At 68.8% G+C, this 18,244-nt stretch carries 16 protein-coding genes and 1 pseudogene; 9 read left to right on the top strand and 8 right to left on the bottom strand.

Going from position 1 to position 18,244, the window contains the following annotated elements:
- Positions 1 to 195 precede the first annotated feature (195 nt).
- Positions 196 to 1,731: an FAD-dependent monooxygenase gene (locus tag ACFVYA_RS44810; RefSeq protein WP_387054046.1), complete on the bottom strand. Its 1,536-nt coding sequence runs from the start codon at positions 1,729 to 1,731 to the stop codon at positions 196 to 198.
- Positions 1,732 to 1,938: 207 nt separating this feature from the next.
- Between ACFVYA_RS44810 and ACFVYA_RS44805 the strand changes: the two genes are divergently transcribed.
- A complete protein-coding gene (locus ACFVYA_RS44805; protein ID WP_387054044.1) occupies positions 1,939 to 2,505 on the top strand; it encodes a TetR/AcrR family transcriptional regulator in 567 nt (188 codons plus the stop codon).
- A 1,514-nt stretch (positions 2,506 to 4,019) separates the two neighbouring features.
- On the opposite strand, the gene ACFVYA_RS44800 is transcribed toward ACFVYA_RS44805, so the two are convergent.
- A complete protein-coding gene (locus ACFVYA_RS44800) occupies positions 4,020 to 5,468 on the bottom strand; it encodes a sialidase family protein (RefSeq protein WP_387054043.1) in 1,449 nt (482 codons plus the stop codon).
- A gap of 443 nt (positions 5,469 to 5,911) precedes the next feature.
- Between ACFVYA_RS44800 and ACFVYA_RS44795 the strand changes: the two genes are divergently transcribed.
- Positions 5,912 to 7,765 carry a sialidase family protein gene (locus ACFVYA_RS44795; RefSeq protein ID WP_387054041.1) on the top strand — a complete coding sequence of 618 codons (1,854 nt, stop codon included), beginning with the start codon at positions 5,912 to 5,914 and terminating at the stop codon, positions 7,763 to 7,765.
- A gap of 676 nt (positions 7,766 to 8,441) precedes the next feature.
- Here ACFVYA_RS44795 and ACFVYA_RS44790 read toward each other — a convergent pair.
- A complete protein-coding gene (locus ACFVYA_RS44790; RefSeq protein ID WP_387054039.1) occupies positions 8,442 to 8,855 on the bottom strand; it encodes a hypothetical protein in 414 nt (137 codons plus the stop codon).
- An 11-nt stretch (positions 8,856 to 8,866) separates the two neighbouring features.
- Complete coding sequence (locus ACFVYA_RS44785; RefSeq protein ID WP_387054037.1) at positions 8,867 to 9,289, bottom strand: hypothetical protein; 423 nt, start codon at positions 9,287 to 9,289, stop codon at positions 8,867 to 8,869.
- A 187-nt stretch (positions 9,290 to 9,476) separates the two neighbouring features.
- Here ACFVYA_RS44785 and ACFVYA_RS44780 point away from each other — a divergent pair, with 187 nt between their 5' ends.
- The 3 genes from ACFVYA_RS44780 to ACFVYA_RS44770 all read left to right on the top strand — a co-directional run bounded on the left by ACFVYA_RS44780 (position 9,477) and on the right by ACFVYA_RS44770 (position 12,388).
- Positions 9,477 to 10,589: a sensor histidine kinase gene (locus ACFVYA_RS44780; RefSeq protein WP_387054035.1), complete on the top strand. Its 1,113-nt coding sequence runs from the start codon at positions 9,477 to 9,479 to the stop codon at positions 10,587 to 10,589.
- On the top strand, positions 10,586 to 11,242 hold the full coding sequence (locus ACFVYA_RS44775; protein ID WP_387054033.1) for a response regulator: 657 nt from the start codon (positions 10,586 to 10,588) through the stop codon (positions 11,240 to 11,242). The genes ACFVYA_RS44780 and ACFVYA_RS44775 overlap by 4 nt, the downstream gene beginning before the upstream one ends.
- Before the next feature lie 318 nt (positions 11,243 to 11,560).
- A complete protein-coding gene (locus tag ACFVYA_RS44770) occupies positions 11,561 to 12,388 on the top strand; it encodes a hydrolase (protein ID WP_387054031.1) in 828 nt (275 codons plus the stop codon).
- Positions 12,389 to 12,551: 163 nt separating this feature from the next.
- On the opposite strand, the gene ACFVYA_RS44765 is transcribed toward ACFVYA_RS44770, so the two are convergent.
- Positions 12,552 to 12,980, bottom strand: a complete 429-nt coding sequence (locus ACFVYA_RS44765; protein WP_387054029.1) for a winged helix DNA-binding protein — start codon at positions 12,978 to 12,980, stop codon at positions 12,552 to 12,554.
- A gap of 89 nt (positions 12,981 to 13,069) precedes the next feature.
- On the opposite strand from ACFVYA_RS44765, the gene ACFVYA_RS44760 reads away from it, so the two are divergent.
- Positions 13,070 to 13,894, top strand: coding sequence for an alpha/beta fold hydrolase (locus ACFVYA_RS44760; RefSeq protein WP_387054026.1), 825 nt, complete (start codon positions 13,070 to 13,072; stop codon positions 13,892 to 13,894).
- A gap of 67 nt (positions 13,895 to 13,961) precedes the next feature.
- Here ACFVYA_RS44760 and ACFVYA_RS44755 read toward each other — a convergent pair.
- Positions 13,962 to 14,387, bottom strand: a pseudogene (locus ACFVYA_RS44755) (transposase); the annotation flags it as partial.
- Between the two features lie 110 nt (positions 14,388 to 14,497).
- Between ACFVYA_RS44755 and ACFVYA_RS44750 the strand changes: the two are divergent.
- Complete coding sequence (locus tag ACFVYA_RS44750) at positions 14,498 to 14,878, top strand: VOC family protein (RefSeq protein WP_387054024.1); 381 nt, start codon at positions 14,498 to 14,500, stop codon at positions 14,876 to 14,878.
- 151 nt (positions 14,879 to 15,029) lie between these two features.
- On the opposite strand, the gene ACFVYA_RS44745 is transcribed toward ACFVYA_RS44750, so the two are convergent.
- Positions 15,030 to 15,695, bottom strand: a complete 666-nt coding sequence (locus tag ACFVYA_RS44745; RefSeq protein ID WP_387054022.1) for a VC0807 family protein — start codon at positions 15,693 to 15,695, stop codon at positions 15,030 to 15,032.
- A 99-nt stretch (positions 15,696 to 15,794) separates the two neighbouring features.
- Here ACFVYA_RS44745 and ACFVYA_RS44740 point away from each other — a divergent pair, with 99 nt between their 5' ends.
- Positions 15,795 to 16,373, top strand: coding sequence for a PadR family transcriptional regulator (locus ACFVYA_RS44740; protein ID WP_387054020.1), 579 nt, complete (start codon positions 15,795 to 15,797; stop codon positions 16,371 to 16,373).
- Between the two features lie 292 nt (positions 16,374 to 16,665).
- On the opposite strand, the gene ACFVYA_RS44735 is transcribed toward ACFVYA_RS44740, so the two are convergent.
- A complete protein-coding gene (locus tag ACFVYA_RS44735; RefSeq protein ID WP_387054018.1) occupies positions 16,666 to 16,896 on the bottom strand; it encodes a hypothetical protein in 231 nt (76 codons plus the stop codon).
- Between the two features lie 203 nt (positions 16,897 to 17,099).
- Between ACFVYA_RS44735 and ACFVYA_RS44730 the strand changes: the two genes are divergently transcribed.
- On the top strand, positions 17,100 to 18,244 hold a 1,145-nt coding region (locus ACFVYA_RS44730; protein WP_387054016.1), incomplete at its 3' end, for an ATP-binding protein.

The following is an 18,244-nucleotide window of genomic DNA, read 5'->3' as shown; positions in this document are numbered from 1 at the left end:
CCGGACACCGGCCCTTCGGACAAGCCACAACCCGAACCTGCCGCCGCCCAGCCTACCCCCGCCAGGATCGCCCCTTGACATAAAGGGGAGCCATGAGCGAGCGTTGACGAACGACCGCTCGGCGGCAATACAGTGCGGTTCCGGTGATCAAGGAGACGTTCTTGGGCTGTGTTGTGAAGAAGTAGCCGCGGCAGATCAGTGAGCTGGCGTTGAAGAACTTCGAAGAATCGGCTCACCGAACCACTGGCGTAGGGCGACCGACAGGGCGGACATATCCGGGTTCTCGTCGGCGGCCCAAGCGACGTACCCGTCGGGCCGGATGAGCAGCGCGGACCACGTCACCTGCTGTGCGGGTTTGATCGACACGACCCGTACCCGGCCTGCCCAGCCATCGACTGCATCCCGCACTGTCGCGTTGTCGGCCAGATCCACCAACAGCGCACGTCCGTCAGCGCAATGGTCGCCAACGTGTGTGCCGTCGGCCAATTCGACGTCCGGGGCGGGCGCTCCGACCAGGTCGTGCTCTCCGGGCTCGTACCGGTGCAGCATGCCGGAAAGTTTGGTCAGCACATAGGTCGCGCCGTTGGGCGTGGAGATCAGGTCGCTGAGCACGTTGCGCAGTGCCGAGCTGTGCGCGTCGGTTCGCATGGCGGCGACTTGTGCGCGCGTCCACTCCAGCACCCACTCGCCGACCGGATGCCGCTCGGCGGTGTAGGTGTCGAGCAAATCCTCTGGCACAGAACCCTTCACAACGGCGGCGAGTTTCCAACCCAGGTTCACTGCGTCACCGATGCCGAGGTTCTGTCCTTGCCCGCCCAGGGGCGAATGCACGTGTGCCGCATCGCCGGCAAGCAGCACCCGGCCCAGTCGATACGTGTTCGCCTGTCGTGTGTGGTCGGTGAAGCGAGTAGCCGAGTGGATCGCGGTGACCGTCACGTCGACGCCTGCCACCCTCTGCACCGTCGCCTCCAGCTCCGCAGGCGTGATGGGTGCTTCACGATCTTCCGGTGGACCGTCGAACTCTACGGTGACCAACCGCCCCGGGTACGGACCATGCAGATAAACGCCGCCATCGGTGCGATTCCACCCCGCTGGCAGTTTCTCGTGACCGATCATGTCGGCAACGAACTGGCGCGCCGTGATTGCCGGGTCTACGCCGGGGAATTCGAACCCGGCGAGCTTGCGCACGACACTGCGCCCGCCGTCGGCGCCCACCAGCCATTCGCCTTGAACCGTGTGCCCGTCGCCCAAATCGACTGTGACACCGTCCTCCTCGGCGGTGAATCCGGTGACTTCGGCGCCGCGCAGCACCGTGACGCCGAGGTCGGCCGCACGCTCGTTCAGCAGCGCTTCGATCTCCTGCTGCGACACCAGGATCACGTCGGACGCCGGTCCGGCATGCGTGAACGTCGGACCCGTGAAATCGACCAGACCGATGTCGAGCACAATGCCCGCGAAGTGAGCTCCGACCGGACCGCCTCCCGCAGCGTTCCCGACTCCCTTGGATGCCAGGAACTTCCGCATCCGCTCCACTGCGGCGTCGTGCCGCTCCTGCAGTTGTGGCAACATGCCGCGCCGGTGGAAGGCTTGAGCCGTCGCCAGGTTTACGTATCCGGCTTTCATGGTCGGGTCGATGCTCGTGAGCCGCTCGATCACCAGTACGTCGACACCGGCCAACCCCAGCTCGCACGCCAACATCAGGCCAACTGGGCCACCTCCGGCGATCACCACGGAGTAGCCGACGGGCCGGCTTGATCGACTGCCTACGGCCTCTGGCGATGGACTCACAAAGATTCCTCTCAATCGCTGGTTGCGTCGACCATGGCTGACGCGGACAGCGATTCCCCCTGGAGAACTGAAGCAGTCTTTGGCTGCGTTAGTGGACTATAAGGAGGTTGCCACACAAACGCAAGCGCCGACTGCGTTAAGGTGCGGGGCGTGAACGAGCGACAGCCGGTCCGACGGCCCGGCGGCCGCGCCGCCCGAGTCGGCGCGGCGGTTCACCGGGCCGTCACGGACCTGATCAGCGAACGCGGCTACGGCAACTTCACCGTCGGCGAGGTCGCAGCCCGCGCGGGCGTGGCCGACAGCAGCATCTACCGCCGGTGGGGCAATCTGGAAAGCCTGCTGACCGAGGTGGCGCTCGCCCGCCTCAACGCGGTGTCACCGATGCCTGACACCGGGAGCCTGGACGGCGACCTGCGCACTTACGCGGCCCAGGTGGCCCGCGAAATCAGCGGACCCGACGGCCCGGCGGTGCTGCACCTAGCCCTCGCCCTGTCGAGTCACGGCCAGCAAGGCCTGCGGGCTGCCGACAACCTCCGCGCCGAACGCATGCGGCAAATGCAGTCCATGCTCGATCGCGCCCACGGCCGCGGCGAGCGCGTACCCGACGCGTTCGACGTGCTGGATCACCTCCTGGCCCCTATGTACATCCGCGTCCTATTCGGCATGGGCCCGCTCACCGCGGACTACGTCGACAGGCTCGTCGACCGATTGCTGTGATCCCGGTTCCCGCGATCACCCTTCGGACGTGGCGCCAGAGCTCGATGACGTGCTCGGCCGACATGCACCCGGCCCGCTCTGGCAGCCAACCCGTCGCTGACTCACGCGGCCCGGCTGAATCCATCGGTCGGCGAATCGTCGCCGCGGATCTGGGTGAGATCGGTATCAGGTATGGGCCACAGGCGTCGGGTTTGTACCTGACCGAATACTCGCCGAAACGGCGGATGTACTCGGTCAGGTACAGCGTCGACGACGACCAGAGAACGGTGCGAGCACGTGTTCCTAAACGACTGGTAAGCGGCGGGAGCGCGCGGCGTCAGTGGTGATGTCAACCCACGAAGGTCGCGTCAACGGATGCGGCGGTGGGGGTGACCTTGACTTCGGCAGCACGCAGCTGTGGATGGTTCAGCCAGTACATTCGGGCTTCGTCGGGTCGCCCTTGGTGTACGGGCGGCCAGCTCGTCATCGGGGCGAAGTCGTCCAGGACGACTACGCCACCCAGCCGTAGCCAGTCTGCCGGCTCGAGTGGTGGCTCCGTGCCCTTGCCCTGACCGCCCCCATCGAGTACGACCAGGTCGAATGGAGCGCTGTCGGCCAGCTTCCGCCAGTCCCCGGTACGCACCTCCACCCGTGGGTCACCGGCGAACACCGCAGTGGCGATCTCCGCTCGCGCTCGGTCTCGTTCCACACTGACAATCCGGACGCCTGGGCGCGCCCGAGGCCAACCACGCCAAGCCGACCCCGCAGCCGGTCCCGGTCTCGCCGATCACCTCGGCACCGACGCCGCCGGCAAGCGTCCGCAGCAGCTGGCCCTGCTCAGGAAGACAGGAATGGGCGAAGCCGGCCCGGAGAGCCGCCCGCCCCGCGGTCGCGACCAACGGTGGAAGATCGACGCAGTGGCCATAGGCGGCCGTCCCCGACTCTGTCACTAGCCAATCATGTCCTGCCTGACTCGGCTCCCGTGAGCCACAACTGACATCGGCTCAGCATCACCAACACGGTCATCGGCAGAAGAGTACGTACGAGCGTTCGCGGTAGAGGACGCACGATCGCGTCCTGTAGCTCGGGCAACCGTGCCTGGTCAGCTCGCCGGTGAAGCCGCAGCGGGCCTACTTCCGTCCGGGACGGGCGTCGGATGTGGGCTGGTCCGCCGACGTCGAGGCGTCCGAACTTGGCGTGCACGATTCCACCAATTGTCGAGCCCGTTCCTTCTCGTACCATCCGTGCAGCTCACAGGGCACGTACGGGTGGTGGCCGTGCAAACCGCCGGTGGCGCAGTCTCATCGACGACGGCTTCGGCCACCTGGAGTTCCGTGACGTCGTCGCAACCAGCGGGCGGCTCGCCAGCGGGCCGTCGCGCGCGGTGCTGTCGTCGTCGAGACATCAGCCCTTCCTCGGGGGGCCCTGACGTGTCGCCCGAGGATGGGACGTGTGCTGGCCGGATCGTTCCTCGAGAAGAACTGGGCATGAGGAACGATCCGGCCGGCCCCCTTCGCGTGCTCGACGCCGGTCGGTCAGGTGATCGTCGTCGTCGAGCCAGGCGCGGGCTGTGCCGCGGGCGCCGGCAGCGCCGGGGTATCGGCGGTGCGGCGGGCGCCGCCGGTGAGGGGCAGGCCGCCGGTCGGGGCGAACATGCCCATGGTGAACGCCGAGCCGCTCGGGGCCGAGGCGATCGGCACGACCGGGAAGGCGTTGCCGCCGGCCCGGACCGAGGTCGAGATGTAGTCGCCGAACATCCGGCCCTGGGAGGTGTTCGGGATCCAGGACAGGTTCATCGGCCCGGCGACCTGGGTGGCGGTGCTCCAGCTGGTGCCGCCGTTGGTTGAGGAGATGAACCCGACGTCGAGCTGGCAGGTCGCGGCGGTGCAGTTGGCGGTGGGGTAGAAGTAGTAGGTCAGGCCGATCCGGGCGCTGGTGCCGGAGGTCGAGGGGTCGACGCCGATGCCGGGGACGAAATGGTCGACCGTGCTGGTGGTCGCGTCGATCGGGACGCGGGTCGGGGCGGCCCAGGTGGTTTCGCTGGTGGACTTGGCCAGCACGATGTCGTTGCTGGGGCAGCCGGCGCGGAAGCGGCAGTCCGACCAGGCGACGTAGGCGGTGCCGGTGCTGTCGATCTCGGCGCTGGGCAGGGCTTCTTCGCGCAGGCCGCCGGCGGCGTCGTGGTGGCTGATGCTGGAAACGAGGACGGTGGAGCGCCAGCTGGCGCCGCCGTCGACGGAGCGGAACGAGCGGATCTGGTCGTTCAGCGAGAGGTAGGGCACCAGCACGGTGCCGTTGGGGCGGACGACGGGCTGGCCGCCGAGGCCGGTGGCGTTGTCGCCGGTTGCGCGGGCCGGCCCCCAGGTGAGGCCGCCGTCGCTGGAGGTCTTCATCCGGATGGAGTCGCCGGAACTGGTGATGTCGTACTGGGTGTAGCAGTTCCCGAAGAACGGGCTGGTCGCGGTGTTGTCGCAGACGATCCAGTTCTTGTCCAGCGAGCCGGTGGCGGTGGTGATGGGGTTGCCGAAGGTCTTGCCGCCGTCGGTGGAGCGGCTGGTGAACACCGGGGTGCCGCTGGGGCAGTTGACGCCGAGGGAGGAGATCAGCCAGACGTTGTGCTTGGCGTCGAAGGCGACGGCGGCGTCGCTGATCTGGCCGCAGGGACCGCCGGTGTTCGCCGTCGTGCCCGGTAGGAAGCCCTGGGTCCAGGTGGCGCCGCCGTCGGTGGACGTGGCGAAGCCGATGTCAGAGGACCCGCCGCCGGACACGCGGCCGACCTGGAAGGCGGCGACGATCGTGTTGCCGAACGCGAACGTGTCGGGTTCGACCTCGGTCCGGTGCTGGGCCTGGGCGTCGGTGAACGGATCGGCGCTGACCTGGGTGACGGCGACGTTCGCGGATGCGGACGTCGCGGAGACCAGCAGCCCGCCGACCACGCAGGCCGGCAGAAGGGTGGCGGTGAGGAGTTTTCTGGATAGCGGCATGGCGCGTTCACCTTCTCCGGTGAGGTGAGGCAGTGAGGCGGGCAGCGGGGTCGCCGCTGCGGGCCATGACGACCCTCGATCCAGCCACTGGAATCCACCGCGGTAAATCCGCCATGTGGAGGACCCGGCTGATCAACTGTCCTGATTGGACATTTATGGGCGAATTTACGCAATTGCTGACGCGCGACAAATATTTCGACGATGCCGGGCGCTCGAACGATCCAGAACATTCGTCGGCGGCTGAACGGGGGACGAGTTTCCCGTGCGCTTACCTGGTCCCGAATGGACAGTCGGCACAATGGTAACGATTGGGGGGTTGGCGGCGACGATCCGAGCGGCGGCCAAGGCGCGGGGTGATTCCGTGTGGCTGGCCGCGCACCGGACATCCGGTCAAGCAAGGGAGTACGCCCGTGTCGCGTCCCCGCATCATTTCCGTGATCAGTGTGACGATTCTGAGTACGGCGGCGCTCGGCGTGTTCGCCGTGGCCCCGGCCACCGCGCAGCCGTTCGGCTACCAGCAGCTCAACCCGGTGCAGCAGCGCCACGTCTCCGGGCTGCTGTCCACGGTTCTCAACGGCGAAGACCCGGCCAACGCCGCCAGGGCGCTGGCCCCGAACCGGGCCACTCCGTCGGCCGCCGCGCCGTGCGCCAACCGCTTCGGCGCCAACGTCAAGGTCAACCAGAACTGCCTCAACCTCACCGACCCGGACCTGCAGGGCCGGGCCCAGGCCCAGAACGAGACCTGGGCCGCCACCGACCCGAACAACCCCGACCACGTCATCGCCACCTACAACGACTACCGCCGCGGGGACGGCACCTGCGGCGTCAGCTACTCCCTCGACGGCGCCCGGACCTGGGCCGACGCGACGACGCCGAACGGCTTCAGCCGCGGCACCGACTTCGGCGGCGCGCCACGGGAGTACTGGCAGTCCGGCGGCGACACGTCGGTGGCCTGGGATTCCCGCGGCAACGCCTACCTGTCGTGCCAGGTGTTCAACCGCGGCAGCGCCGTGTCGGCGAACCCGGACCAATCGAGCGCGTTCCTTGTGTTCCGCTCGACCGGCACCAACGGCGCGTCCTGGAACTTCCCCGGACGGCCCGTCGCCACCCACGACGACACCGCCGGCGCCGGGAACTTCCTCCTGGACAAGCAGCTGCTGACCGTCGACAGCAACCCGCGCAGCCCGTTCCGCGACCGCGTGTACGTGTCCTGGACGACCTTCGCCGACGACGGCACCGGCTACATCTACGAGGCCTACTCCGCCGACTACGGCGAAACGTTCTCAACGCCGGTACTCGTGAGCGTCGACACTCCGCTGTGTGCCAACGCTCTCGGCTTCCCGACGCCGCGAGGCCGGTGCAACCAGAACCAGGACTCGCAGCCGTTCGTCGGCCCGGACGGCGCGTTGTACGTGGTGTTCAACAACTTCAACAATGCCACCGCGAACCCGGCGGACAACCACAACCAGGTGCTGCTGGCCCGCTCGGCCGACGGTGGGCAGAGCTTCTCCGCCCCGGTGCTGGTCGGCAACTACCACGAGCTGCCCGACTGTGCGACCTACCAGAACGGCCAGGACCCCGGCCGCGCCTGTGTCCCCGAAAAGGGACCGTCGGCGAACTCGGTGTTCCGTGCGAGCAACTACCCGATCGGCGGCGTCGACCCGCGCAACCCGCGCCGGATCCTGGTGACCTACGGTTCGTACCTCAACCGGAACTCCAACGAGGCCACCGGCTGCACGCCGACCGGCTTCAACCCCGCCACCGGCATCAACACCTACACCGGCGTGAAGAACGGCACCTGCAACAACGACATCGTGCTGTCGACCTCGACGAACGCCGGTGCCTCGTTCGCCGGCGGCACCACCGACGTCCGGCAGTTGCCGGTGGTCACCACCGCGCCCGGCCAGGCCCGGACCGACCAGTTCTGGCAGGGTGCCGCGTTCAGCCCGGACGGCACCTTCGCCGTCAGCTACTACGACCGCCAGTACGGCGCCGACGAGACCACCGGCTTCTCCGACATCACGGTGTCGGCCGGGTTCTCCCACACCCGGGCGACGTCGAGCAGCATGCCGCCGCCGACGCAGTTCACCGGCACCTTCTACGGTGACTACGCCGGGATCGCCGTCACCGCGCGTGCCGCGTATCCGGTCTGGTCGGACACCCGCCCGCCGGAGGAGTTCCTCTGCCCCGGCACCGGCACACCCGGCACTCCGCCGCGCACCTGCCAGGCCGGCGCACCGAACGCGTCGATCGCCAACGACCAGGACATCTACACCACCAGCGTCCGCGTCCGCTGACAACGCCGGGGCGGGTCATCCGCGGCCGCGCGGGTGACCCACCCGGCGTTCAGGTGATCTGAACTCGGAGCTGCCACTGGCTTTGGGGTGGTCCGTGCGGATCGCCGGCGAACGCGGCAGTTGTCGCGGTGACCGTGGCTGTGCCGCGGCGCAGGGCGGTGCAGGTAGTTGCACGCCCTCTCGATCTCCCTGAGAGGAGCGCCGCTGCTGTTGGTGAGTACGTACTCGAAACAGTCCGCTGAAGTCTTCGGAGCCGCAGAGGCGCTTGCGGTCGACGCCGCCGGGAGCTGCCTGCCACCCGTCGGGGAGGCGTTGGATCGCCTCCTGAACGAACTCGTTGGTCGCGCTGGCCCCGAACGGGCTCGAAAGGGAGAGATCCCGCTCGAGATCGCGTGCTTCCGCGAAGCTGCGCAACACGTGGCCGTCCGGTTCGCGCTCGTGCCCCTGGACGCGATGACCCGGCTGGTGCGGTCGATTGTGTCCGGTGAGCGTGGCGGTCGGTTCACTCCCGAACGAACCGGCGCCGAGCTGGCGATCTACTGCTCATGGCGGCTTCGAGAGCTGCCTGATGGCTCGAGCAGTGCGGCGGGGCAACACACCATCGCGGCCCACCAGGCGCCCCGGCTCCGTCCGCAGGTGCACAACCAGCGGCGCGACCACGAAACGTTCCAGTGGCTCACCGGGGTGCCGGGCTCGCGGACCTCCGCCGTCCCGAAACCATGCTGACGACACCGGCTACAGCGGCGAGGAGCAGCGCGGCGGCCATGACGGCGGTACCGGCCACGATGCCGACGTTGGGTGAGACCAGGTTGGGTGTCAGCTGGCCGGCGAGGGTTCCGACGCCGGCGATCCAGAAGGCGATGACCACGGCGAAGATCGGGTGCCACCACCAGCGGGACGTGGCCAGCATCAGCAATCCGGCCCCGGCGATGAACAGGATGCCGGGCGGGAACGGGATCCCGAACGACTGCTGGGCCGCCGAGAACCTGGCCGGGTCGGCGGCCCACTGGACGAGCAGCCCGGCGATGCCGCCGAGCAGCCCGGCGAACGAAACGAGGCTGCTGCGGCTGAGCGTGCGAAAACGGGACATGGTGTACTCCTTCACGAACGGGATCCGTGGGTCCGGCGGGAAACGACGACCGCGGCCACCGCGAAGCCCGCGGCCGCGGCGAACCCGAGCATCTGCAGCCAGCCGGAAGCGAAGTCCAGCACCTGGCCCGGCGTGGTCAGCCGGTGCACGAACTCCGGCGACGCGAGTCCGCCGAAGACGAACAACGCGCTCATGAGGACCACGAGCAGCGGGGTGAACCGCCACGGCACCAGTGCGACCAGCACGGCGAACGCGGGGTAGATGAACGGTCCGGGGCCGTCGTAGCCGGTGGCTTCGTCGGCGATCGCGGCCAGGACCAGTGCCACGCAGGTGGCGATCAGGAACGTCCGGTGCCGGCCGGTGGCCCGCACGATCGCGGTCCGGGCCGGCCGCCCACGTCGCGGGGCCGGCAGCCGGTTTGCGCGCGTTGTCACGGGATGTCCTCCTACTGGGGCGGCCGAAGCGAGCGTCGCCTCGGTGCTTCCAGCGTGGGGCCTGGACCCGGTGACCACATCGGACGCAAAGCGGCGTTGCCGCCGGACGAGCTACGTCAGCTGACGTAGCCGCGGTGTCGCTTCGAAGCCGACGACAGACGTCCGGCCGGTCGCCATGCTGACGGGCATGCCTATGGCTTTCGGCGCGCGGATCCCCCGGCTGGACGTCGTGTCCGCCGGGCTGTTCGCGGCCGCCGTGGTCGCCGGCACGGTGGCCGTCCCATCTCCGGCGACCGCCCCGTCCATCCCGCTGGATGCGCTCGGCGTGACGCTCCTGGTCGCGGCCGCGGTGGTGACGATGGGCCTGCGTCGCAGCATGCCGCCGGTGGCGTTGACCGGCGCCGTGGTGCTGGTCAACGGCTATCTGCTGGCCGGCTATCCGTACGGGCCGGTGCTGCTGTGCCTGGTGATCGCGGTGTTCGAGACCGCGCGGCAGCGGACGCCGCTGCGCTCGGCGGCGGTGTGCGCGCCGGCCGCCGTGCTGTCGTCGGTGACCATCCTCGTCCGGGTGCTCAGCGACCGGCACGATCCCGGCCTGCTGGCGCTGGCCTGGTCCAGCTGGATCGTGCTGCCGTGGTCGCTGGGCGCGCTGGTCCACGTGCGGGACGCGGCCCGGCGGCGGGCTCGCGACGACCTCGTCGCGCGCACGGCACTCGAGGAACGGATCCGGCTGGCCGGGGAGGTGCACGACATCGCCGGACACGGGTTCGCCCTGATCACCATGCAGGCAGGGCTGGCGTTGCTCGCATTCGACGAGCAACCGGACCAGGCACGCCGCTCGCTGGAAGCCGTCCGCGACACCAGTGCGGGCGCGCTGGCCGACCTGCGCGGGATGCTGGCGGCGTTCCACCCGCGCGACAGCGGCCTGACCGGGCTCGCCGCGCTGATCGACCGTGTCCGGACCGGCGGTCTCCCGGTCGACGTCGCCGTCGAGGGGCCCGTTCCCGGGCCGCTGGCCGCCACCGTCTACCGCGTGGTGCAGGAAAGCTTGACCAACGTGCTGGTCCACGCCGGGCCCACGACCGCCCGCGTGACCATCGGCAGGCGCGAGGGCGAACTGCTCGTCGAAGTGACCGACCGGGGCCGGGGGACGCCGTCGACGGTGGCGCCACCCGGGCGGGGCCTGACCGGCATGCGCCGCCGGATCGAAGAACTGCGCGGCCACCTGGAAACCGGTCCTCGCGACGGCGGCGGGTTCCGGGTCGCGGCCCGGGTTCCCCTGCCGGAGGCCGACTCGTGATCCGGGTGCTGCTCGCCGACGACCACCAGCTGGTCCGGATGGGCCTGCGGGCACTGATCGACCGTGAAGACGACATGCGGGTCGTCGGTGAGGCGGACAACGGCACGCAAGCCCTGGCCCGGCTACGGCGCGACCGGCCGGACGTCCTGCTGCTCGACATCCGGATGCCCGGCATGGACGGCCTCGAACTGCTGCGCCACGTCGCGGCCGACCCGGCGCTGCGCGCGGTTCGGGTCGTCGTCGTCACCACTTTCGAAATCGACCGCTACGTCTTCGAAGCGCTCGGAGCCGGCGCCGCCGGGTTCATCCTGAAGGACACTGCGCCCGCCGAGCTGGCCCGCGCCGTCCGCGCCGCCGCCGGCGGGGACGCGCTGCTTTCGCCGTCGGTGACCAGGCTGCTGGTGACCACCTTTGCCGAGCGGTGGTCCGCGCCGACCACCGTCGACGGCCTCGACACCCTCACCGGCCGGGAACGCGAGATCGCCGCCTGGGTCGCCACCGGCCGGTCCAACGACGAGATCGCGGACGCGCTGTTCCTTTCGCCCGCAACGGTTCGCACTCACGTGGCCCGGGCGATGGCCAAGCTCAACGCCCGCACCCGCGCCCAGCTCGTCGTCCTCGCCGTCCGGGCCGGGCTCGCCGTACGGTCGTGACGGCAAGAACGACAACGGTAACTGCGGCGGCCCGGCCCATGTTCGGCCGCCCTGGCTTTGACCTCCTCCGACGCCGCATCCTCCTCGGAAACTGAACCCACATCACGGCTTCACTTGATGCGAAGGCGGCCGCGCCTCACCGCCGACTCATCTCGCGGCATCGTGTGCAGGCCGGGGCAGCGCGGTCAGCGGCAGGAGAGTGCGTTCTGGGCGTCTTCCGCTGCTGCTCCCGGTTGAGAGTGCTCACGGGGTTCCCGCTTTCCGCCTGATCGCCGGCGGACTTGACCTCGATCGGGCTGGAGGTTCCAGACTGATCTCATGACGATCTGGATCTGCGGAACCTGCGGGGTCGAGCACGCCGACACCGAGCGGGCTCCGGTCACCACCTGCCGGATCTGCGCCGACGAGCGGCAATGGGTGCCCGAGTCCGGTCAGGTGTGGACGACGATGGACAAACTGGCAGCCGACGGTCACGAGCTGGTGCACCAGGAAATGGAACCAGGCATCCACCGGCTCAACCGGGAACCGCTGTTCGCCATCGGCCAGTGGACTCACCTGGTGCAAACCCCGCAGGGCAACCTGCTGTGGGATCCCCCCAACCACCTCGACCAGCGGCTGGTCGACAAGATCGCCGAACTCGGCGGAGCCGCAGTGATCGTGGCCAGTCATCCTCACATGTACGGATCGCAGGTCAGCTGGAGCCACAACCTCGGGAACATCCCCGTCCTGGTGCACTCGGCAGACCGGCAGTGGGTGCAGCGGGAGGACCCGGTGATCAGGGAGTGGAGCGGCGTCGAGCAGATCCTGCCCGGGGTCACCCTCATCGAAGCCGGCGGGCACTTCCCCGGCGCCGCGGTTGCCCACGTCGCCGCAGGGTCGGACGGCAAGGGCACCCTGCTCACCGGCGACACCATCGTGCCGGTGGTCGCCAGGGGCTGGGTGACGTTCATGCGTAGCTATCCGAACAAGATCCCACTCTCCGCCGGGCTGGTGCGGCGCATTGTGGACCGGCTTGAGCCCTACCAGTTCGAACGTCTCTACAGCCTGTTGGGCGGCACGATACTTGCCGACGCCAAGGCCGCAGTACGCAGCTCGGCCGAGCGCTACATCGCCTGGGTCAGCGGAGCCAACGACCATCGTGGCTGAACCGGAGAAATTGTCAAGACCGGTGGATCAAGATCCTTTAGGTTGTTGAAGGCGGGGCTCGCACCGACGGGCGAGATGGTCCGGTCCTGTCGTGTCGCGGGTGAGTCGTGCGGTCGTTTGTCGGCGCGTCCGACCCGTTCTTCGTGCCTATCAGTAGCGGCCCTCAGATCGGCGCGTTGGACAACCGCCGCGCGAGGGAATCCAGTACGGCGACGATCTCGGCGACCTCCTCCGGCTCGGCGCCCAGCGCCTTGGCCAGGACGCCGTCGACGGTCATGGTGCCGGCCTGTCGCCGCCCCTCCTCTGGTACGCCCGGGGCGGGGTGCACCAGAGTGCGGCGCCGATCCGCGGGATCGGTCTCGGTAGCCATCACACCGTGTTCGCGGAATCTGGCCACCGAGGAGGACACCAGGCTCTGCGGGAAGCCGGTGCGCTCGGTGATCTCGCGGATGGAGCTGCCTGGATGCTCGAAGACGTCGACGAGGATCGTCCGGGCACTGGTCGGCAGCGTGTGGAACCCCGATCGGGGGATGGCGTCCTGGCCGATTCTGATCAGCTTGTGTCCCAGGAGAAACAACTCGAGCCCGTTCATGTCTCCCATGATGCACCACTCATGTGATACATCTATTAAGAGATGCATCTGGTATCTGATGTTGTCTGGACGGGAAGGAAACAGTCTCCATGACGGTCTCGACGGCTCTCGACGTCCCCGGAGCGCGGCTCCGGTATCTGCAACGCGGCAGCGGGCCGCTCCTCCTGCTGGTCGCAGGCGGCGATGGAGACGCTGCCGCCGGCGACGACCTCGCCGCCCGGCTCGCCGACACCTACACCGTGGTCACCTACGACCGCCGCGGCCTGTCCGAGAGCACGATCCACGACCCGGCGCAGTCTCCGACGATCACCACCCATGCCGAGGATGTCCATCACCTGCTCGCCGCCCTGACGACGGAGCCCGCTTTCGTCTACGGCAGCAGCATCGGCGCCCTGATCTCGCTGGAACTGGTGTCCCGGCACCCTGAGCTGGTCAGCACCCTGGTCGCGCACGAACCGCCCGCCACCCAGCTCCTCCCCGAACCCGAGCGCACTCGCGCCCGGCAGGACCAGCGGGAAGCCGAGGACATCCACCAGGCAGAGGGCGCCTTCCCAGCGCTGCGCAAGTTCGCGACCTTTGCCGGCATCGACCCTGCCGATCGCGAGCCCGACGCGGCGGCCACGCCGCCCGGCCCGGAACGGCTGCCGAACCTGGAGTTCTTCCTGACCCACGACGCACCGGCAGTGCGCCGCCACCAACTGGACATCGCAGCACTGAAGGCCGCACCCACCCGCATCGTGCCCGCCGTCGGCCAGACCTCGGCCCACATCTGGGCTCACCACTGCGCCCGCCTGCTCGCCGAGGAACTCGGCACGCCATACGTGGAGTTCCCCGGCGGCCACAACGGCGGCGTGTTCCGGCCCCGAGCCTTCGCCGCACGACTACACGAAGTGCTCAGCAGCACGTTGCTGTGATCAACCCCCTGACGCAGAAAGCCGCACCCCGGAGAGGGAAATAGTCAAGACCTGTAGATGAAGATCTTCAGGCTGCGGTGGGCGGGACGTGTTCGCCGGGTCGTTCGACCAGGTTGCCCGCTTCGAAGCGAGTGCCGGCGCGGACGAGAGCGACGAGGTGGGGTGCGTTGACCGCACGCCGGCGGGCTTGGGCGGACTCGATGAGCTTGAACGCCATCGCGAGGCCGGCGGCGCGGGAGCCCGGTCCCTTGGTGACCTTGGTTCGATGCCGCACGGTGGAGAAGGTGGACTCGATGGGATTGGTGGTGCGTAGAGGCACCCAGTGCTCGGCTGGGTAGTCGTAGAAGGCCAGTAGCTCCTCAATATCGTCGGTGACCTTGGCCGTGGCTTTGCCGAACTTCGCTCCGTAGGCGGCGTCGAATGCCTTCACCGCGTCCAGTGCGTGCCGGCGGTCCTCGGTGCGTCGGTGTCGGGGTTCCCGCATCAACGCGCTCGGCGGCATGACCGGATGTCGAGCGGTTGTGGGTTGCTTGTTCCTATCGTGCCATGGTGTCTCGCGGAGCTGAGCTGTGGTCCGGCGCCACGGTCGGATAGTCTCACGCCGTGCATCGCAGTCGGCTGTTCGGGATCTTCATCGACACGCCTGCCGCGGAAGCCGGTTCGGCAGCCGATTTCTGGTCTGCCGCGTTGGGAGTTCCGGCGCGTTCCGTGGCGGGCGAGGAACAGTTCACGGCTCTGGACGGTGCCATTCCCGGGTTGATCGTCGACATCCAGGCGGTCGACGACGAGCCCCGGTATCACGTCGATATCGAGACTGATGACGTGGCGGCGGAGGTGGCCCGTCTGGCAGCTCTGGGCGCGAAGCCGGTTTCGCGCTGGCTGGAGTGTCACACGCTGCGCGCGCCCGGTGGCCACCTGCTCTGCGTGGTGCCGGTGCACAGCGATCCGGAGACGTTCCACAGGCTCGCCCAGACGTGGCCATGATCGCGGCACTCCGCTCATCTGGAGCAAGGAGGAACAACGGCTCGTCCGGATGAGCGCACCCGTCCGCTCGTCGTCGACCGACTCGCGGCAGAAGAGGGCGTTCCGGCTGCGCATCCACGCCCGGCCCAGTGAGAATCAGCGCGACGACGGGCTAGGTTTGGCTGAGGATGCGCTCGATGATCTTTCGGGGACGCTGGATGAGTATTCCGCTCACGACGACCAGCGTTGCGAGCATCACGAAGGTGAGGATGTTGCAGAGGTCGACGGCGTGTGCGATGCCGTCGCCGGAAGCCGAGAGCAGGACGGCTGCCTTGCTGATGCTCGCGGCGACCATGATCAGGCCGATCGAGGCGGTGAGCAGTCTTTGCGACAGGCGATATTCGGGTATCTCTCGCCACGCGCGTTCGAAGGCCTGCTCTCGTTTCGGGTCCCCGAACGTCGCGATGGACGTCGTGCTCGTGTGGGCGAGGGGCGTTCGGTAGACCAGTGTGACGAGGCAGAAGACGCCGGCGATGAGGATGTACGCCGCCTCGCGCAGTGCGGCTACCAGGGGGCTGAGCGTCGCCAGCGAGACCGTGATCGTCACCGCGATCTCGCAGAGAACCAGGAGGCCGACCAAGTCGATCCGTCGACGGCGGACCGTGACGACCGTCGTGACGAGGGCGACGGCCAGGGCCGGCACCGTGAGCGCCCAGAAGACGCCGATATCGAAGGCGCGTAACAAGTAGTAACCGCCGACGGACAGGGCGATCTCAAGCACCGCGGAGAGCACGCCGCCCATCCGGGCCTTCGGCGGCCGCTGCGCAACGGATGACATCGGGCTTCCTCCAGTCGTCGAATGGTGCAGCCTGTGCCGCCGTATTCGGCGCATGCACCAGGTACGGCTAGTACCTACTGGACTAGTATAGTACGTACTATGGCAACTCGTGGGCAACTGTCTCCCCTCGCGATCGCTGTTCTGGCGCTGTTGGCCGAAGAACCGATGCACGCCTACCGGATGCAGCAGTTGATGAAGGAGCGCGGCATCGGCATCGTCGTCAACGTGCGCAACCGATCCGGGCTCCACGCCTCGATCGACCGGTTGACGCGCGACGAGCTGATCCGGGTTCGCGCCGTCGAGCGCGGTGCGCGCCACCCCGAACGCACCGTCTACGAGCTCACGGCGCACGGCCGGGAGTCGCTGCTGGCCGGCCTGCGCACCAGCGTGGCCGCTCCGGAGCAGGAGTTTCCCTTGTTCCCCGCCGTGGTGTCCTTTCTGCACCTGCTCAGCCCCCAGGACGCACGCACGCAGCTGGAGCTGCGCGCCAAGGTGCTGCAACGGCGGCTGACCGAGACGGAGGCGGTGCTTGCCGCCTCACGGGAGCACGGTGTTCCTCGCCTGCACCTGCTCGAGCACGAGTACCTGCAGGCCACCATCTCCGCGGAACTCGCCTGGGTACGTACGGTATCCGGCGATACCAAAGCCGGCGTCCTGACGTGGGAGCCCTACGCCTGACGCGACCCGGCACCGGCCGCGATGTCTGTCCGCCAAACGCGGCGCCACGTCCGCACATCGGCTACTTGTTGGATGGCGGTACGACCGATGCCGGTCCAGGCTTGGTCGAGGTGTTCGACGGGTGGCTCTCTCATCGGCTGCCCACCACGCTGTCGGGTGTGGCTCTCACATGGCGTGCTACCCGTCGAACACCGTGGCGGGGTGTGGCTCAAGAGGGGTCTGCTCAGCTCGAAGTAGCGTTGCCCACCTCGCCCGATACCCATCCCGGTATGGCGAGGAGAAGACAGTGGTATCAGTGATCATCGGTGTGGATACCCACAAGCGGTCCGCCACCATCGAGATCATCGACGAACGTGAGCACGTGCTGCACACCGGGCGGTTCGGGACCGATCAGGACGGCTATCGGCGCATGCTGGCCGCCGGTCGTCGGCATCCGCAGCGGGTGTGGGCGGTCGAAGGCGGAGGCTGCGATCAGGAAGGCCGGGTGTACGCGGCGACGTTGCTGAGTGAGCTCGATGAACAAGCGGGCCGCGCAGGATGGGAGCGGCTTGCCGGCCAGTCTCGCCAGGTCCGGTACTACCGGGGCTGTGAGTGCGAGGAGCTGCCGCTGGGTGAGTCCGCCCGTTCGGGAATCCCTGCCGCTGTCGGGGGTGTAGTACACCGGGGAGGCCCACGGCCGTCCGTCGCGGTCGGCTGTGGCAAGGGTGTGCACACTAGAGTGGCCGGGTGGAGTGGCGGGAGCGGGTTTCCGCGCGAGAGGCCGAGGTGCTGGCGGCGATCCGCGGCCATCAGTCGAACGCGCAGATCGCTGCCCGCCTGCACCTGTCGGTGCGTACCGTGGAAAGCCACGTGGCTTCTCTGCTGCGCAAGGCCGGTGTACCCGACCGCCGGACACTGGCGGCACTCGCGGATACGCCGGCCGGGGGCTCGGGACTGCCGGTGTTCCCGACGTCGTTCGTCGGACGTGAGCACGAGCGTGCCACGGTGTCCGCGGCGCTTGACGGCGCGCGGCTGGTGAGCCTGGTCGGGGCCGGCGGGATGGGCAAGACCCGGTTGGCCGTCGAGGTTGCCGGGAGCTTGGACACCGACGCCGCGTTCGTCGATCTTGTGCCGGTGCGCGCCGGCGGTGTCGGCGAGGCGGTGGCTCAGGTTCTCGGCGTCGTCGAAAAGCCGCCGGGCACGCCGGCCGACGCGGTGATCGACCGGCTGCGGACGGAGCGCGCTCTGCTGGTGCTGGACAACTGTGAGCACGTCATCGCCGAAGTGGGTGCGCTGATCGCGCGGATCCTCCAGATGTGTCCGCACACGACGATCTTGGCGACCAGCCGCGAACGGCTTGCCATTCCCGGAGAGCGGCTCGTCCAGGTGCCGCCACTCGGTGCCGAGTCACAACGGCTCTTCCTGGACCGCGCACGCGCCGCCGATCCCGATCTCGTCGCCGAACCGGCGGCGGTCGAGGGGCTGTGCGCGGCGCTCGACGGGATGCCGTTGGCGATCGAGCTGGTGGCCGCCCGGTCCGCGTCGCTGGGCGTGGACGGAGTTCGTGCCGCGCTGGATGACCTGCTGCGGTTGATCTCCGGCGGCCGTGGCCCGGATCGACGGCACCACTCGCTGCGTGAGGTGCTCGGCTGGAGCCTCGGATTGCTGGACGGCGACGAGCGCTTGCTGTTCCGCCGGCTGGGGGTGTTCGTCGGCGGGTTCGACCTCGGCGCCGTCGCGGCGCTCAACCCGGAGCACGGCGTCGGCGCGGTCGCGGATCTCGTCGGCAGGCTGGTCGACCGGAGCCTTGTCGTGGCCCGGCGCGCCGGGGCGGCGACCCCCGGGTGGGTGCGGGGGACGGTGCGGGCGGGCGCCGGGCACGACGGTGTAGT

The sequence above is a fragment of the Amycolatopsis sp. NPDC058278 genome (assembly GCF_042881395.1).
Taxonomy (GTDB): domain Bacteria; phylum Actinomycetota; class Actinomycetes; order Mycobacteriales; family Pseudonocardiaceae; genus Amycolatopsis.
This window is presented reverse-complemented; position numbering and strand designations above follow the sequence as displayed.

Excerpts from the sequence above, each read along its gene's own strand:
- ACFVYA_RS44770 (WP_387054031.1), top strand. The coding sequence starts at position 11,561 with ATGACGATCTGGATCTGCGGAACCTGCGGGGTCGAGCACGCCGACACC.
- ACFVYA_RS44740 (WP_387054020.1), top strand. The coding sequence starts at position 15,795 with ATGGCAACTCGTGGGCAACTGTCTCCCCTCGCGATCGCTGTTCTGGCG.
- ACFVYA_RS44765 (WP_387054029.1), bottom strand. The coding sequence starts at position 12,980 with ATGAACGGGCTCGAGTTGTTTCTCCTGGGACACAAGCTGATCAGAATC.
- ACFVYA_RS44800 (WP_387054043.1), bottom strand. The coding sequence starts at position 5,468 with ATGCCGCTATCCAGAAAACTCCTCACCGCCACCCTTCTGCCGGCCTGC.
- ACFVYA_RS44780 (WP_387054035.1), top strand. The coding sequence starts at position 9,477 with ATGCCTATGGCTTTCGGCGCGCGGATCCCCCGGCTGGACGTCGTGTCC.
- ACFVYA_RS44790 (WP_387054039.1), bottom strand. The coding sequence starts at position 8,855 with ATGTCCCGTTTTCGCACGCTCAGCCGCAGCAGCCTCGTTTCGTTCGCC.
- ACFVYA_RS44745 (WP_387054022.1), bottom strand. The coding sequence starts at position 15,695 with ATGTCATCCGTTGCGCAGCGGCCGCCGAAGGCCCGGATGGGCGGCGTG.
- ACFVYA_RS44760 (WP_387054026.1), top strand. The coding sequence starts at position 13,070 with ATGACGGTCTCGACGGCTCTCGACGTCCCCGGAGCGCGGCTCCGGTAT.